The organism is Euzebya sp., from assembly GCF_964222135.1.
Classification (GTDB): domain Bacteria; phylum Actinomycetota; class Nitriliruptoria; order Euzebyales; family Euzebyaceae; genus Euzebya.
Genome location: NZ_CAXQBR010000067.1, coordinates 19652 through 36145, shown reverse-complemented (window position 1 = coordinate 36145; position 16494 = coordinate 19652). Strand labels below are relative to the sequence as shown.

Below are 16494 nucleotides of genomic sequence, written 5' to 3'. Positions count from 1 at the left end.
TCAGTCCCCCGCACCCCCCGCCTCGACCGCCGTCGCCTGCCGGACCGCCGCGCGCAGCAGCGCGGGGTCGTGGGTCGGGTCGATCGTGGCGATCAGCCGCAGGCCGGCGCGGGACAGGTGTCGGGCGAGCAGGGCGGTGGCGTGGGTGGTGTCACCGGCGCGGCACGCCGTGGCCAGCTCGGCGTGCTCGCCCGCGCCGGCCATCCAGCCGCCGTCCGCGTCTGACACGTAGGCCCGGCGGTACCGCTCGGCGTGGTCGCCCCACTGCTGGATCGACCGGGCCATCGCCCGGCCGGCGTGGGCGAACAGCATGGCGTGGAACTGCTGGTGCTGGCGGTCCCACGTCTCGAAGTCCTGGGGGTCCGCCGCCGCCACCACCGCAGCCATCCGGTCCATCTGATCGAGCTCGTCCCCGCTGAAGCGGGGCACGCTCACCGCCAGCGCCACCGACTCGTTCACCACGCGCAGCGCGTACGTGTGCTCGATGTCGTCGAGCGACAGCGGGGCCACGCGTGCGCGCTGGTTCACCTCCGAGGTGATCAACCCCTCGCGCTGCAGCAGCCGGAACGCCTCGCGCACCGGCCCGCGGCTGACGCCGTAGGCCTTCGCGACCGGTGCCTGCGCGAGCTCGGACCCGGCCGCCAGGTCACCGGTGAGGATCCGGTGGCGGAGGTGACCGTAGATCGCGTCCGTCGACGCGCGGCTGCCCGGGTCGACGATCACGCTCAGAGCCGCACCACGACCGACTTGGTCTGGGTGTAGGCGACCAGACCCTCGAGGCCCTTCTCCCGACCGTGCCCCGACCGCTTCACCCCGCCGAAGGGCAACTCCACCCCTCCACCCGCCCCGTAGGTGTTGACGAAGACCTGACCCGCCTGCACCGCCGCGGCCATCCGGTGCGCCCGGCCCACGTCACGGGTCCACACGGCCGCGATCAACCCGTAGTCGGTGCCGTTGGCCAGCGCGACGGCGTGGTCCTCGTCCTCGAACGCGGAGGTGGCGAGGACGGGCCCGAACACCTCCTCCCGCGCGATCTCCGCGGAGGGGTCGACGTCGTCGAGCAACGTGGGGGCGTAGAAGAACCCGCCCGCCTCCACCCCCTCGGGCACGCCGCCGCCGTGGACCAGGCGGCCCGCCCCGCCCTCGACCGCCGCGCCCACCATCCGCTGCACCCGATCGCGCTGCCCCGCGCTGATCAGCGGCCCGAGGTCGGGGTCGTCCGCGCCACGGCCGATCCGGACCGCCGCGAAGGTGCCCGCCAGCCGCTCGACCAGCTCGGCGTGCAGAGAGGACTGCACCAGCAGCCGCGAGCCGGCCGAGCAGGTCTGCCCAGCGTTCTGCAGGATCGCGTTGGTGATCATCGGCACCGCGGCGTCCAGGTCGGCGTCGGCGAACACGATGTTCGGGGACTTCCCGCCGAGCTCGAGCACGACGGGGATGTGCTGGGCAGCCGCGGCCACGGTGACCAGCCGACCGACCTCGCTCGAGCCGGTGAAGGAGAGGTGGTCGATCCCCGTGTGCGCCGCCAGGGCCGCGCCGGCGTCCTGACCGCGGCCCGGCACCACGTTCAGGACCCCGGCCGGCAACCCGGCCTCGTGCGCCAGCCGGGCCATCGCGAGCGGCCCGAGCGCCGCCTCCTCCGCCGGCTTCAGCACCGCGCAGTTGCCCGCCGCGATCGCCGGCGCGACCGTCCGGGCGCTGATCTGGAGGGGGTAGTTCCACGGCACGATGTGCCCGGTGACGCCGAAGGGCTCGCGGAGGGTGTAGGCGAGGTGGCCGGCGGAGGGGATCATCGTGTCGCCGTACAGGGTCTCGACCGCGCCGGCGTAGAACTCGAGGTACCGCGCGGCCACGTCGACGTCGGCGTAGGCCTGGCGCAGCGGCTTGCCGGTGTCCCGGCACTCGATCGCCGCGAGCGCGTCCCGCCGTGCCGCGATCAGGCCGGACAGTCGGCGGAGCACCCGTGCACGACCGGATGCGGGGGTACCCGCCCAGGCCGGCTGTGCCCGGCGGGCGGCGGTCACCGCGGCGTCGACCTGCGCCGCACCGCCGGCGGCGAGCTCGGCGAACGGTGCACCGGTGGCCGGGTCGACGACCTCGATCCACCCCTCACCCTCGGTGTCCTGGCCATCGATGATCGCGGGATGTCGGTCCACGGTGTGCTCCTCGGGTTCGATGGGGGCCGTCAGCCGCCGGGCTCGTACAGGCCGAAGACCAGCCGCGGGTCACCCGGGCGGAAGGTGCCGCTGAACTGCGAGCTGTCGCCGATCTCGCGGGTCCGCTCGAGCAGCGACCTGCCGAGGGCCAGCTGGCGCTCCTCCCAGACGGCCAGCGCGGTGGGCACGTCACCGTCGGCGGCGTCGAGCTCCTGAGCCAGGACGTAGCCGTCCTCGGCGGCCTTCGCGGTGCCGGCGGCGGCGTGCGGGCGGACGGCGAACGCCGCGTCGCCGACCAGGCAGGCCCGACCCTCGGCCATGCGCGGGACCGCGATGTCGACGACCGCCTGCACGAACGGCTCGGAGATGGACAGGACCACCTCGGCGATCGGCGGCGCCAGGTTCGCCGCGGCGTAGCGGTGCATCTCGTCGACCGCGTCGTCGCGCATCATCCCCGGTGGCACCGAGACGGTCCGCTCCTGCCCGTCCCGGTCGGTCAGCAGCGCCGGCAGCGCCTCGGCGGCGACGTTGCGGTACCAGACGATGTTCATCAGCCGCTGCCCCTCCGCCACCGCCCCGTCGAGACCGGGGATCGGGTAGACGAGGATGTGGCTGTGCGGCAGCAGCTGGTAGGTCAGCGCATCGTGCAACCGGTCGTAGGTCGCCGCCGACAGCGACGCCTCGGGGATCGTGCCGCGCCAGGCGATGTAGCCGGCGTAGGCAGGCGTGACGTCGGGCAGCAGCTGCTCCCGCGCCGTCGAGTTGACCCCGTCGGCGCACACCAGCAGATCCGCGGTGACCGGGTCGCCGTCCGCGAACCGCACCTCAACCGCGTCGTCGCCGCTGGCGAACGACGTCATCTCCGCGCCCAGGTGGTAGCGGTCGGCGTCGAACGCCTCGAGCAACGTCCGGTACACCGCGTTCCAGGAGGAGAACCGGTAGGGGTGCTGCTGGGCGTGCTGCACCGATCCGTCGTGGTGGAGGAACCGGATCCACGCCGTGGTCGAGCAGAACGTCGACGGTGACACCCCCGCCCGCTCGACGGGGTACCGGAGGGTCTGGTCGAGCACCGCGATGCCCGCCCCGCGGGCGTCGAGCGCGGACGAGGAGCGCTCGTAGACCGCCACGTCGCAGCCGAGGTCCCGCAGGTGCAGGGCGGTGGTCAGGCCGCCCAGGGATCCGCCGACCACCGCCACCCGCGGCATGGGGGGCCGCGGTCCGGTCACGGGCGCCCGAAGGTCGCGATCGAGTCGACCGACATCACGAACAGCACCCGGCGCTCGTCGAAGGAGGGATCGCGCAGCGCGTACTCGTCCCCGCCGGTGTACTTCTTGAAGATCTTGTTGAGCTGCGCGGTGACGCCGGGGCCCTCCTCCGGGTCGTCCTCGGAGATCTCCCGCTCCACGGTCGTCTTGATGGAGATCCAGTGGTAGGCGTTCTCGGGGTTCATCAGGAGGAACGTCGCCTGCGGCGTCGCCCTGAGCCAGTCGACCTTCTTGCGGTGGGTCGCCAGGTTGAGCAGGACGGTGTTGCCCTCGTAGTCGAACCACACCGGGGTCAGGTTCGGCCGGCCGGCGTCCCCCATGACCGCGACGGTGGCGGTGACCGGCTCGTCGAGCAGCTGCCTGTAGATCGGGTCCAGCTCGTCCAGGCTGCTCACCTGCTCGCGCTCGCCGATGGTGAACTGGCCGGGCTGGGTGCCCTCTGCCACGTCCTTGAACTTGGCCACCGTGATCGACATCCGGGGTCTCCTCCTCACCTGCCAGGCACACCAGGTGCTGACAGTCCATCCGGCTCCGACGGTCTGCACCGCCGGCGATCCCGCTTGAAGTGCCGCAGGTCGCCGGGATACCGTCACGCCTCGTGGCCGAACTGTCAACACTTCCGCGGAGCTGAGCGTGGCCAGGCCGCTGGCGGGGCTCCGCGTCGTCGATCTGACGCAGGTGCTGAGCGGCCCGTTCTGCACGATGCTGCTGGCAGACCTCGGCGCGGACGTGATCAAGGTCGAGCCCCCTGACGGCGACGTGGCCCGGCGGTGGGGGCCGTTCGTCGACGGTGGGGAGGCTGAAGGCTCCTACGGCGGGTACTTCGCCAGCACGAACCGGAACAAGCGCAGCGTGGTGCTCGACCTCAAGGCCGAGGAGGGGCGGGCCGCCCTGCTCGACCTCCTCGGCACCGCGGACGTGCTGGTCGAGAACTTCCGCGTGGGGGTCATGGAGCGGCTGGGACTCGCGTATGAGGACCTGCACGCCCGCTTCCCGCGGTTGGTGTACGCGAGCATCCGCGGGTTCGGCGATCCGCGCACGGGTGAGAGCCCGTACGTCGACCGGCCCGCCTTCGACATCATCGCCCAGGCCGTCGGCGGGCTGATCGGCATCACCGGCCTGGACGCCGACACCCCGGTCAAGGTCGGGCCCGGCGTCGGGGACACCTTCCCCGCGGCCCTGTCCGCGGTCGGGATCCTGGCCGCGGTGCGCCACGCCGAGGCGACGGGCGAGGGGCAGATGGTCGACGTCGGCATGTACGACGGCGTGCTGGCGCTGTGCGAGCGGATCGTCTACCAGCACGCCATCACCGGCCAGAGCCCGCGTCCGCAGGGCAACACCCACCCCCTCCTCTGCCCCTACGGCCTGGTGCGGACCGCCGACGGGTTCGTCGCCGTGGCCGCACCCTCCGACCACCACTGGCGCCTCCTCGCCGAGATCATGGGCGCCCCCGAGCTGGGCAGCGACGCGCGGTACGCCACGAACGCCGCCCGCCTGTCGCGTGCGGCCGAGGTGTACCGGCTGGTCGAGGGCTGGTCGGTCACGCGGACGACCGCGCAGGTGGTGGAGGCGCTGGCCGGGCGCATCCCGTGCGGACCGGTCAACTCCGCGGCGGACATCGCCGCAGATCCCCACGTCGCGGCCCGGCAGATGATCGTCGAGGTCGACCACCCGGGCGGCACCCCCGTCCGGGTGATCGGTTCGGCGATCAAGCTGACCGGCACCCCGGCGGAGACCTTCACCCGCGCCCCGCTGCTAGGCGAGCACACCGCCGAGGTCATGGCGGCCGTGACCGCGGCAGCCGGGGCGACCCGAGCCGACGAGGAAGAGGAGCAGCGCCGTGGCACCACGGATCATCACCGAGACGACGTTCGACCCCGATGACTACGCCGAGGAGCTCGAGGCGGCGCCGGGCAACCTGGACGTCGGCACCAAGCTGAACTTCGAGAACGAGGCGATCCGGGTCTGGGAGGTGAAGCTCGAGCCGGGGGAGCGCGGGCCGTTCCACGCCCACACCCGCCGGTACTTCTGGACCGTGGTCGACGGCGGCATCGGCCGGCAGCGGACCGCGGACGGGACGATGGTGGTGCGCGAGTACCACGAGGGGGACACCAACTACTCCGAGCACACCGCCGACGACCCGACGATCCACGACTTCGAGAACTACGGCGACACCGTGATGCGCTTCGTCACCGTCGAGCTGCTGGACTGACCGTGCAGCCGGCTGTCGCTCGGGGGCTGGTGGAGGGGCTGGCCGAGGCCGGCGTCACCCGCCTCTTCGGCGTGCCCGGCGGCGGGGTGAACCTGGACCTGATCGGCGCGGCCGCGGCCGTCGGGATCGACTTCACCCTGACCCACACCGAGGTGGCCGCCTGCATCGCGGCCGCCACCCACGGCCGGGTGACGGGGACCGCCGGCGTGGCGACCGTCACGCGCGGCCCAGGGGTGACCGCGGCGGCGAACGGGCTGGCCCAGGCGACCCTGGACCGCTTCCCGCTGGTGGTGATCAGCGACGCGATCGCCCAGGCGGACACATCTCGGGTCGCCCACCAGCGCCTCGACCAGGTCGCCGCCGCGCGCCCGCTCACCAAGTGGGCAGGCGTCGCGGGTAGGGCCGACCCGGCCCGGATGGGTTCGCGGGCGGCCCGCCTGGCCCAGGCCGGACCTGCGGGGGCGGTGTACCTGTCGGTCGACGCGTCGGTGCCCGGTGACGAGGTGCCGGACGTCAGCCCCACGCCCGTGGGCGACCCCGCGCTGCTGGCGCACGCGCGTCAGCTGGTGGCCGCCTCCCGGCGGCCGGTCGTCATCGTCGGGTTGGACGCGGTGGCGCACGCCGACGCGGTGCGGTCGGCCCTGGACGGGCTGGACTGCCCCGTCCTGGTGACGTACGAGGCGAAGGGCGTCGTCCCGGAGTCCTGGCCGACCTTCGCCGGGCTCTTCACCGGGGCGAGCATCGAACGGCCGCTGCTGGCGCGCGCCGACCTCATCGTCGGTGTGGGCCTCGACCCGGTCGAGCCCATGCCCGGGCCGTGGCGCTACGACGCCCCGGTGGTGCTGGTGGGCTCCTACCCGGTGGAGACCGCCTACGTCGGCGCGCCGGTCGAGGTGGTCGGCGACCACCGCCAGGTGCTCCCCCGCGTGCTGGACGCCGCACGTCCGGAGTGGCCGTCGGGGGAAGGGGGCGCGGTCCGCCGCGAGGACCTCGACCGGCTGCAGGTCGGACCGTCCGCCGACGGCACGCTGACCCCGCACCAGGTGGTGCGGACGGTGCAGGCCGCGGTGGGCGACGTCGTGCTCACCGTGGACGCCGGCGCGCACATGCTGGTGGCCATGCCCCTGTGGCAGGCGGAGGGGGCCGAGTCGGTGCTGATCTCGAACGGCCTGGCGACCATGGGCTTCAGCCTGCCCGCGGCGATCGGCGCGGCGCTCGCCCGGCCGGGGGAGCGCGTGATCTGCATGACCGGGGACGGCGGGTTGGGGATGGTGCTGGCGGAGCTCGAGACGCTCGCGCGCCTGGCCCTCGACGTGACGGTGGTGGTGTTCAACGACGCCGCGCTGAGCTTGATCGAGATCAAGCAGGGGGAGGGGCAGGGCGGCAGCACGGCGGTGCGGTACCACCCGACGGACTTCGCCGCGGTCGCCCAGGGCATGGGCGTGCCGGGGGTCGCAGTCCGGGACGTGGACGCGCTGCGACGTGCCGTGGCCGACCCCGCACCGGGCCCGCGGCTGGTCGATGCGCGCGTCGACCCGTCGGGCTACCGGCACGTGATCGCGGTCACGCGCGGCTGAAGGGGCGCGCGTCCCCTCCGCCCCGTGACATGAAAGGGGGTTGACAGTGACGTCACTGCCAGTGAGTCTGGCTCCGTCGGCGTGACGCCCCCGCAGTCAGGCACCACCGGCTGATCTGACTGCGGGTGACAGGAGCGGGAATGGGCACCACCGCGACGACGAACGTCGGGGGGTGGGTGCGCACCCCTCGGCGACTCCTGGCGGCTCTGGCCCTGGTCGGGGTTCCGCTGGCCATCGCCGTGCTGGTCGGGCAGCCGACGTCCGCCCAGCCGGCGGCCCCGCCGCCCAGCGAGCTCACGCTCGGGTGGGACGCCGCCCTGCCGACACAGCACCTGGACGACGCCGCCTTCGCCTTCCGCGCCAGCGGCCCGTGCGTCGCGCAGCCCGCGTTCTGGCAGTACCGGGCCAGCTGGGAGGACCCGCAGGCCGCCGCACGGACGCCGTACGACCACACCGACGACGACCAGCGCGAGGAGTTGGTGGACCTCGTCGCCGGCGCCAACGTCGAGTTCGGCCGTTTCCACGACCTCCCGGTGGGGTGTGATGCGGGCACGGACTGGACGCTCCCCGACGTCCCGCTCCGCGGGCTCGAGCGGACCCCCCAGTCGGTGACCGTCACCACCTTCCGCGACAGCGCCGCCGGCCACCCCGCCGTGCCGCTGATCCTGTCAGCACCGGCCGCCGGCCAGCAGGTCACCGACGTCACGTGGACGGTCACGCACCTTCCGACCCGTCAGCCGCCGAACCCCCCCGGGCTCCCGCCGTACGACACCGACATGGCCGAGATCAGCTTCACCACCCCGACCGCCGCGACCGGGACCGTCATCACCCTGACCGCGCCGAACGGGTTCCACTTCGGTCACGAGCTGCGGCGCTACGAGGTCGAGGGGAGCTCCCTCGGCCAGTTGCTCGACACCGACCTCGCGGTGGCGACCCCGCAACCGCACGTCGTCACGATCGCGCTGCCGGAGACGGCGACGGTCCCTGCGGGGGAGCGGATCACCGTGACCGTCGCCTTCGTCGGTCTGGCACCGGCCGCCAGCTACGCCAACACCGACTTCAGCGTCCGGACCGATCACCTGCCCGCGCCCGCGCACCCGGAGCGCGGTGTGACCGTCGGCGACGGCGCGGGCAGCCAGACCAGCGTCGGCGAGGTCCGGCTGACCACGTCGTCCCGCGAGGCCGGCCGCCCGGCGACGTGGAGCTACGGGTTCATGACCACCCACGAGCTCACGCCGCTCGTCGGTGAGATCACGATCACCGCGCCGGCGGGCACCCAGCTGCCGCCCGATCCGCGGGCGTACTCCCTGGCGGGCGTGGGGCTCAGCGTCATCAACCACACGAACACCCAGGTGACCCTCCAGGTCCTCAGCCACCTCCCGCCCCTCACGGCGGTCGACCTGCGGATCGACGGCGTCACGAACCCCCCGGCGGGGTCGTACGCCTTCGACGCGTTCAGCGTCCGGACGAACCGGGACAGCCGTCCTGCCCACCCCGATGCCGGGCAGACCTTCGCCGCCCCCGGCGCCAACGCGGTGAGCGAGGTCACCATCCGTCCCGACGACCCGACCGCGGGGGCGCGCACCGATTGGGAGGTGCGGTTCCGCACCAGCAGCATCGGTGGGCTCGCAGGCGGGTCGCACAGCGTCGACCTGGAGGCCCCGGTCGGCACGGTCCTGCCGGCCGACCCGTCGGCGTACACCTTCGGGGGCGCTCCCGCTCCCTCTGTCGTCCGCCACGAGCTTCACCGCGTCACGCTCATCGTCCCGACCACGGTCCAGGCGTCCCAGATCGCCCAGGTCGACATCGCCGGCGTCGTCAACCCCGGTCCGGAGCCGCTGCCGGTCACGCCCCTGGCGGTCGACAGCCCCGACGTCGAGGTGCCGGTCAGCTGCGGGCTCCGGTGGGACCCCCCGAGCCCGTGGCCGCAGTCGCCGCGCACCGACGGGGCCGTGCCGGTGCCCTTCTGGGACTCCACCCTCGCGAACCACGCCCACGGGTACGCCGGCAACCAGCTGCGCTGCATCGCCCAGCTCCAGGAGCTCGACGCCAGCGGGGCGTGGACCGACGTCGGGCCGGAGGTGGCGATGCGCACCACCGCGGGCAGCTCCGACATCGTCGAGGACGTGCTGCCGTTCGCCATGGCCGACGGCCAGTTCTCCGCGACCGTCCGGGTCGACTACGAGTTCTGGATGGCCCACGCAGGCACCCACCCGCTGGTGTCGACCAGCGCAGACCCCGATCCCGTCACCCCGGAGACCAGCCTCGATCGCTACCAGCCCCCGGGTCCGACGGCCTCGGTCACCGACGTCTGGGTGTGGCGGCAGTCCACCGAGCAGGACGGCGCCTGGCAGGTGTCGTTCACCACGAGCCCCGGCGGAGCACTCGCCCAGGGATCGGGCACCATCACGCTGGAGGGTCCACCGGGCTACACGTTCCCGCCGATCGGCGCCGGCGGGAACCTCCGGTACCAGGTGAACGGCGTGGACGTCACCGCAGGCGACCCACTCGGCGGTGGGCAGGTCGTCGAGCTGGTGACCCCCGTCGCCATCGCCGGCAACGAGCTGGTCGAGGTCGAGATCGAGATGTTCGAACCGCCCGACGGGGCCAACCGCGGCGCGTTCCTCTGGGACGAGCCGGTCCGCTGCGCCGGCATCCAACGGCAGGCCACCCCCGATCCGCAGACCACTCCGACCGGCGGCTGCGACATCGGCCGGGCCCTGTACACCGACAGCCACACGAGCCCGGTCACCCTCCTGCTGCAACCCTCTGCCCTGGTGCAGATGAGCGTGCTGCCCTACAAGATCATGTACCAGCCGCCGGGCGACGGGAGCTTCGCGTCGTTCGCGCTCACCCAGACCAGCTCGACCTCCACGGAGTTCGCGATCGGGCAGGGCCAGCAGCACGCCCAGGCGCAGAACGTCTACGCCTCCGTCGAGCACGAGGGCACCAGCGGTCTGTCCTTCGGACCGGTCGGCTTCCAGGCGTCCTTCGGCTACACCGACTTCTGGGACACCACCACCCGCTCGGTGCACGCCGAGGCGACCCAGGTCACCAACAGCGTGACCTACGAGCACGCGTTCACCAACGCCTGGGAGACCAGCCGCCTGGGCGCCTACGGGATCCAGGAGCTCGGCGACCCCGGCGCCCAACCCTGGGAGCACGACCAGTTCATCCTGCTCGTCAACCCCCAGTTCGCGGTGTGGAACCGCGGCGGGACGAGCGTCTACCAGATGATCGGCACGCAGGCGTCCGAGTGGGCGGTCAGCGCCCGCACGCTCCACCGGTGCGCCGACGGCGTGCCGCTGCCCGTGCCCGGCACGTACTACGACGACGTCGACGAGCAGATCATCCTCAGCCCGAGCGACTGCGACTCCCTCATCGGCCTCGACCCGTTCGCCCGGGCCGAGCGCAGCTCGGTCGATCCGCGCACCACCCTCGGCGACCTCGTCACCCCGCTGCAGGACATGGCCCAGGGCGTCCCGGGCGCCGGCACGAACGGCCAGCGGACCATCACGATCACCGAGACCGAGGCGCAGAGCCAGGCGACCGACCAGACCACCGCCTTCGAGAGCCAGCTCACCGAGATCGTCGGCAGCCAGTACGCCGTCAGCGCCGGGGCGAAGCTCGAGATCGAGGGCCTCTCCGGTGGCTACACCCTCACCGGCACCCTCAAGGGCAGCCAGACCGAGGAGCTGACCACGACGGTCAACTACCGCCAGAGCCGCACCACCGCCTCGTCGATCAGCCAGTCGGTCAGCGTCGAGCTGGGCGACTCGAAGAACCCGATGATCACGTCGCTGTGGCTCGACAGCCGCTGGGGCACCTTCGCTTTCCAGGTCCCCGCGCCCGACCTGGGGTCGCTCACCCCCGACACCGGTCGTCCCGGCACCCTCCTCGAGCTGACCGGGACCCACTTCTGGGCCGGTCCCGCCTGGGCGACGTTCTGCCCCGTCGACGGATCGCCGTGCGCCGACGGCCACGTCGTGGACCAGCTCAGCGACCAGCGCGTGTTCGTCGTCGCCCCCGACCTGCCACCCGGCACGGTCGCGGAGGTCCGCGCCCACGGGCCGGGCGGTCCGAGCGCCCCGCAGACGTTCACCTACGAGCCGGCCACCGGACCACCCCCCGGACCCGGTGGGGGAGGGGGCGGCGGCGGCCCCGTGGGTCCACCCCTCGACCCGGTCGGCGACATCGCGGTGACCCCCTTCAGCGGACCGGCCCACCAGACCCACGACGTGGTGCTGCAGGGCAGCGGCGTCGAGCAGGCCCTCGAGGTGCACGCCTGCACCTTCGACGGGTCGGCCTGCACCGCCCTGCCCGCCCCCGAGCCGGGTGGCGACGACGCCATCGAGGTCACGCTCCCCCCGATGGGACCGGGGACGATCCGGTTGGTCGTCGTCGGACCTGACGGCCACCAGCCGGTGGTCGACAGCCCGGTGTTCATCTACACCGCACCCGGCCCGACGATCACGTCGGTCACGCCGGCGACCGGCCCGGCAGCCGGTGGCGGGTCGGTCGTGATCGCCGGCACCGACCTCGGCGGCGCCACCAGGGTGCGCTTCGGCGACGTCGATGCGCCCTTCGCGGTGCTGTCCGACGGCACCATCCGCGCGTGCGCACCCGCGATCGTCACCGTCGCGCCGACCACCGTGGTGCCCGTGCAGGTCACGACCGGCGACGGCACCAGCCCACCCGGCGACGCCGCGCTGTTCACCTACACCGCTGAGGGCTCCGCAGGGACCTGCACGCTGCCGTCGACGTCCACCACGCCGCAGGTGACCGGCGTCGACCCGGCCTTCGGTCCGCTCGAGGGCGGGACCCCCATCCGCATCGAGGGCCGCGACTTCCAGGCGACCACCGAGCCGCACACGACCGCAGACGGGACCAGCGCCAGCCGGGTCGTGCCCCCGCCGGTCTACGTCGGCGGCGTCGCCGCGACCGACGTCAGGTTCATCAGCCCCGCCGTGCTCGAAGCCGTCGTCCCCGCGGGTGACGCCACCGGCACCGTGCCGGTCCGCGTCGGCGGGCCGGGCGGCCTGAGCCCCCTCGCCGCCGGTGCGACGTTCACCTACGTGGAGGACTCCGGGTGCCTCGGCTGTGACGACCCCCGCGACCCGTCGGCGCTGTCCCTCGACCTCGTGCGGCCGGACGTCATCGGTGACGGCAGCGACGACGTCGTGCAGATCGCCGCGGTGACCGACGACGACGGCCATCCCGTCGACGGCGTCGAGGTGACCTTCGGCGACGGCACCCGCGGCGTCGGCGGTGCGGTGTCGACCGACCGGTTCGGGCGGGCACGGACGGTCGCGGGGGTGACCGGCGAGGGAGCGCGGTCGCTCACCGCCACGGCTGTCGGGCTGTCGAGCACCGCAGAGGTGATCGGCTGGCCGGTCCCGGTCGTCACCGCTGTGACCCCGCTCACGCTGTCCGCCGACGGCGGGACGGTGGTGACGATCACCGGGCAGGACCTCGAGGGGGCGACGGCGGTGCAGATCGGCTCGGCCCGCGTGGCAGAGGGCGATCCGGGGTGGGGCGGGGTCGACGCGGCGGCGGACCCGCAGGTGCTGACCGTCACCGCGCCACCCGGCAGCGGGAGGGTCTCGCTGCGGGTCGCCAACCCCGCGGCGGCGTCCGCGCCGACCGCGGTGTCCTACGACGGGCAGCGCCTCGAGCCCTTCACCCCAGGGATCATCCGCATCGCCGGCGCCGACCGGTTCGCCACCGCGGCCGCGCTGTCGGCAGCCGCGTTCGACCCCGGCGTCGACGTCGCCTACGTGGCGACCGGCGAGGGCTTCGCCGACGCCCTCAGCGGCGGGGTCGCGGCGGCGCTGGACGATGCGCCGATGCTCCTGGTGGGACGGGACGCCCTGCCCCCTGCCACGGCGGCCGAGCTCGACCGCCTCGACCCGGGTCGGATCGTCGTGCTGGGCGGTCCGGCGGCGGTGTCCGACGCGGTCGTCGACGCGCTCGCCGTCCACACCTCGGGCGGCGTGACCCGCCTGTCCGGCTCCGACCGGTTCGCGACGTCGGCGGCCGTGTCCGCCGCGACGTTCCCGGCCGGGGCGGACACCGTGTACATCGCGACCGGGACCGACCACCCCGACGCGCTCGCGGGCGTGCCGGCTGCCGCGCAGGTCCCGGGCCCGGTGCTGCTGGTCGGCGGTGACGCCGTGCCCCCGGTCGTCGCCGAGGAGATCACGCGTCTCGACCCAGGTCGGATCGTGGTGCTGGGCGGTCCGGCGGCGGTGGGCGAGGACGTCGTCCGGCAGCTGGACGGCGTCGCGATGGTGGCGCGCCTCGCCGGCGCCGATCGTCACGCCACCGCCGGCCTCGTGGCTGCCCACGCCTTCCCGGAGGCCGTCGACACGGTGGTGATCGCGACCGGTCAGGCCTACCCCGACGCCCTCGCTGGTGGCGCGGTCGCCGGCGCGATGCCGGCCCCGCTGCTGCTGACCGGCACGTCGGCCCTGCCGGAGGTGACCGCCGCACAGCTCGAGCGGCTCGCGCCCGAGCGCATCATCATCCTCGGCGGCCCATCGGCGGTGGGCGGCGAGGTCGAGGCGGTCTTGGCGGCCCTGGTGGGGTAGACGGGTCACGGCGCCCGCTCATCGAACGGGTCCGAGCGACCGACCCCGCCGGCGACAGACCCCAGACCCCCGCGCTCAGCGCACGTGCCCGGCCGCGATCGCCGCGGCTCGCTCGCACACCGTGAGCACCTGGTGGGCCCGTTGGATCTCGGCGTCGAGGAAACGGTACTCGCGACGCAGGACCAGCACGCCGCCGACGACCTGCAGGCGCAGCACCCGGCGGTTGCGCTTGGTCGGCCACTCGTGCGGCTCGACCAGCTCGGCGGAGTCGGCGAACAGCAGCCCGCCGATCAGGGTGGGCAGGCCGTCCTCGGGGCTCATCGCACCGCTCAGCAGCGCGTCGATGCCCGTCGAAAGCCGGGCGACCGCATCGCCCGGGAGGCCGCGCGACGGGCCGGTGTGCACGATCGCGGTGTCCTCGAGGGCCTCGATGTGCTCGACCATCGTCGCGAGGTCCCGCGTCTGGACCCACAGGTCGTCGATCACCGTGTCAGGGGTGCGCTGCACGACCTCGACGGCCTGGATGTCCCCGCCGGACTCGCCGATCGCGCCCGCCAGCGTCGCGAGCCGGCCCGGGACGTCCGGGATCTCACAGCGCAGGAAGACCTCCATCTGCGCGCATCGTGCCACGGCCGGTCGCCGCTCCCGTTACGGCACGGCGACGATCCCCCTCACCCCGCAGACGCCTAGCGGTCCCGTGCAGCCCGCAGCGGGTGCACGACCTGATCGTCGTCGACCTCCGCTGCTCGGGCCTCCGCGTCCTCGTGCGCCCGGCGGAGGAGCGCGGTGACCTTCGCCTCGACGTGGTCGCGACCGTGCTCGAGCACCCCGTCGGACGCCGCGGTGGGCAGGACGTAGATCGTGCCGCGCTCGGCGACCGGACCGGTGCACCGCACCACGACGGTCAGCGCCTCCCCGGCCGGCACGGTCATCTCTGCGACGCTGCCGTCACTGGACGTGACGATCAATGCACCGTCGTCGCGTGGCGTGACACGGACCGTGATGTCCTCGGTCCCGCGTGGTCGTATGGTCGCCCGTGCCATTCCCTCTCCCCTCCGGCGGTCCGCTGGCCCGCCCGGCTGACTCGGCACCCGCAGTGTCCCCGCCACGGTGCGGCGCGTCAACGGGTGAGGGGGTGTGCGTGACGACGTGCGAACCGGGCGCTACGGATGGTCATCAGGCGGCCTGGTCTCGGGCGCTCGTGCACGCGGCGTCGGTGACCAGCGACAGGCAGGTGACCGTGACCCCGTCGGCTTCGGCGAGCCACCCGGCCGTCGGGGACGGCAGCACGTCGCCGTCGGCCAGCACGATCGGCGCGGCGGTCCGGGCGCTCAGCAGCGCAGCGGGGAACGCGTCCGCCCACGTCCCCGGCGCACGGCCGTCGACCAGGATCGCGGCATCCACGTCCGCGGCGCTCGGCGCTCCCCGTCCAGCGGCGACCGCGACCGCCGTCCCGGCGCGGTCCGCACCGCCGGCCCGGGTCACCGCGACGCCGAGGGCGGCGAGCTCGTCCTCGACCGCTGGGGCGATCGCGGAGGGACCGCCCACGACCACGACGTCCGCCACCGCTGACCGCTCCAGGTGTGCGACCACGGCGGCCGACAGGTGATCGGCGTCGGTCAGCAGCACGGCGGCACCTCGCGCGGCGGCCAACCCGCCGGCGGCGAGCGCGTCGGCGAAGGCCTGGGTGGGATCCGACGCCCCCGGGTCCGGGTGGGCGCGCACCAGGACCGCGGTGGTCGCCGCCGGGGTGAGGGCCTCGGCCAGGGCCGTGGCCGTCTCGACCCGCGATCGGCCCGCGACGCGCCGGGTCGCGTACCCGTCCGCGGCGAGGTCCGCCTCCACCTGCGCGGACAGTGCCGCGGTGCCGCCCAGCAGCAGCACCTCGGCGGGGGCGAGCCGGGCCAGCTCGTCGACCACCCGCGGGTCGAGGCCGTCCGGCCCGGTCAGCAGCAGCGGGGCGCCCAGCACGCCCTGCGCCCCGCCGCTCGCGAGGGAGTCGGCGAACACCGCCGTCGTGCCGAGCAGCACCGTCGCCGGCGGCTCGTCGGCGACCGGCACGCCGGGGAGGGTGCGGAGGCTCACCGCGATGGCGCGGTCCACGTCGTCCTGGCGCGGGACGTCGAAGCGGACGTCGGCGTACAGCTCGGCGGAGTCGGTCGCGCTCGCCGACACCCCGTCCGCGGTCTCGGTGACCAGGACGGACACGGTGACCTGCCCCTCCTCCTCCCACGTCCAGGTGGGGGTCGGGCCGGTCGCGTCGTCGGTCGCGCCGTCGCCGTCGAGGTCCCAGGCGAAGGACAGCTCTCCGCCGCGGCGGCCGGCCGACCCGGTCGCGTCCAGGCGGGCGGGCTCGCCGACGACCACGGCGTAGGGGCCGCCGGCGTCCGCCACGGGCGGCTCGGCGGGCTGGGCGCGCGCCGCGGGGACGACGAGCAGCACCAGCGCCACGACCAACCCGGCCACGACCCACCCGGCCACGACCCCGGTCCCACGACGTTGACGATCGCGCACGACCGCTGGACGGTACCAGGAGGGCCACCGCGGACCCCTCAGGCGTCACGGTCGCGTGAGGGGTCGCGGTGGTGCGGCGCTGGGTTCAGGCGTCGCGGCGGAGTGCCCAGTGGCTCGTGCGGGCCCCGGCGGCGGGGGGAAGCGGCCCGTGAGCACGTACCGCACGGTCTACCACGCTCC

The 16494-nt window shown here is 74.1% G+C and carries 11 protein-coding genes; 4 read left to right on the top strand and 7 right to left on the bottom strand.

Going from position 1 to position 16494, the window contains the following annotated elements:
- The 4 genes from ACEQ2X_RS14550 to ACEQ2X_RS14535 are packed head-to-tail and all read right to left on the bottom strand — an operon-like array spanning position 1 to position 3897.
- Positions 1-723 carry a GntR family transcriptional regulator gene (locus ACEQ2X_RS14550; protein ID WP_370326547.1) on the bottom strand — a complete coding sequence of 241 codons (723 nt, stop codon included), beginning with the start codon at positions 721-723 and terminating at the stop codon, positions 1-3.
- A gap of 2 nt (positions 724-725) precedes the next feature.
- Complete coding sequence (locus ACEQ2X_RS14545) at positions 726-2156, bottom strand: aldehyde dehydrogenase family protein (protein ID WP_370326546.1); 1431 nt, start codon at positions 2154-2156, stop codon at positions 726-728.
- A gap of 29 nt (positions 2157-2185) precedes the next feature.
- Positions 2186-3382 carry an FAD-dependent monooxygenase gene (locus tag ACEQ2X_RS14540; RefSeq protein ID WP_370326545.1) on the bottom strand — a complete coding sequence of 399 codons (1197 nt, stop codon included), beginning with the start codon at positions 3380-3382 and terminating at the stop codon, positions 2186-2188.
- Positions 3379-3897, bottom strand: a complete 519-nt coding sequence (locus ACEQ2X_RS14535; protein ID WP_370326544.1) for a pyridoxamine 5'-phosphate oxidase family protein — start codon at positions 3895-3897, stop codon at positions 3379-3381. Before ACEQ2X_RS14535 ends, ACEQ2X_RS14540 begins: the two co-directional genes overlap by 4 nt.
- A 157-nt stretch (positions 3898-4054) precedes the next feature.
- Here ACEQ2X_RS14535 and ACEQ2X_RS14530 point away from each other — a divergent pair, with 157 nt between their 5' ends.
- The 4 genes from ACEQ2X_RS14530 to ACEQ2X_RS14515 all read left to right on the top strand — a co-directional run bounded on the left by ACEQ2X_RS14530 (position 4055) and on the right by ACEQ2X_RS14515 (position 13800).
- Positions 4055-5305, top strand: a complete 1251-nt coding sequence (locus tag ACEQ2X_RS14530) for a CaiB/BaiF CoA transferase family protein (protein ID WP_370326543.1) — start codon at positions 4055-4057, stop codon at positions 5303-5305.
- Positions 5262-5633 (top strand): cupin domain-containing protein, encoded by a 372-nt coding sequence (locus ACEQ2X_RS14525; RefSeq protein ID WP_370326542.1) that lies wholly within the window; start codon positions 5262-5264, stop codon positions 5631-5633. The genes ACEQ2X_RS14530 and ACEQ2X_RS14525 overlap by 44 nt, the downstream gene beginning before the upstream one ends.
- A 2-nt stretch (positions 5634-5635) precedes the next feature.
- Positions 5636-7210, top strand: a complete 1575-nt coding sequence (locus tag ACEQ2X_RS14520) for a thiamine pyrophosphate-binding protein (RefSeq protein ID WP_370326541.1) — start codon at positions 5636-5638, stop codon at positions 7208-7210.
- A gap of 140 nt (positions 7211-7350) precedes the next feature.
- On the top strand, positions 7351-13800 hold the full coding sequence (locus tag ACEQ2X_RS14515) for a cell wall-binding repeat-containing protein (RefSeq protein ID WP_370326540.1): 6450 nt from the start codon (positions 7351-7353) through the stop codon (positions 13798-13800).
- Between the two features lie 75 nt (positions 13801-13875).
- On the opposite strand, the gene ACEQ2X_RS14510 is transcribed toward ACEQ2X_RS14515, so the two are convergent.
- The 3 genes from ACEQ2X_RS14510 to ACEQ2X_RS14500 form a co-directional block, all read right to left on the bottom strand.
- A complete protein-coding gene (locus ACEQ2X_RS14510; protein WP_370326539.1) occupies positions 13876-14412 on the bottom strand; it encodes a hypothetical protein in 537 nt (178 codons plus the stop codon).
- Positions 14413-14486: 74 nt separating this feature from the next.
- Positions 14487-14732 carry a hypothetical protein gene (locus ACEQ2X_RS14505; RefSeq protein WP_370326538.1) on the bottom strand — a complete coding sequence of 82 codons (246 nt, stop codon included), beginning with the start codon at positions 14730-14732 and terminating at the stop codon, positions 14487-14489.
- Positions 14733-14976: 244 nt separating this feature from the next.
- Positions 14977-16314 (bottom strand): cell wall-binding repeat-containing protein, encoded by a 1338-nt coding sequence (locus ACEQ2X_RS14500; RefSeq protein WP_370326537.1) that lies wholly within the window; start codon positions 16312-16314, stop codon positions 14977-14979.
- Positions 16315-16494 lie beyond the last annotated feature (180 nt).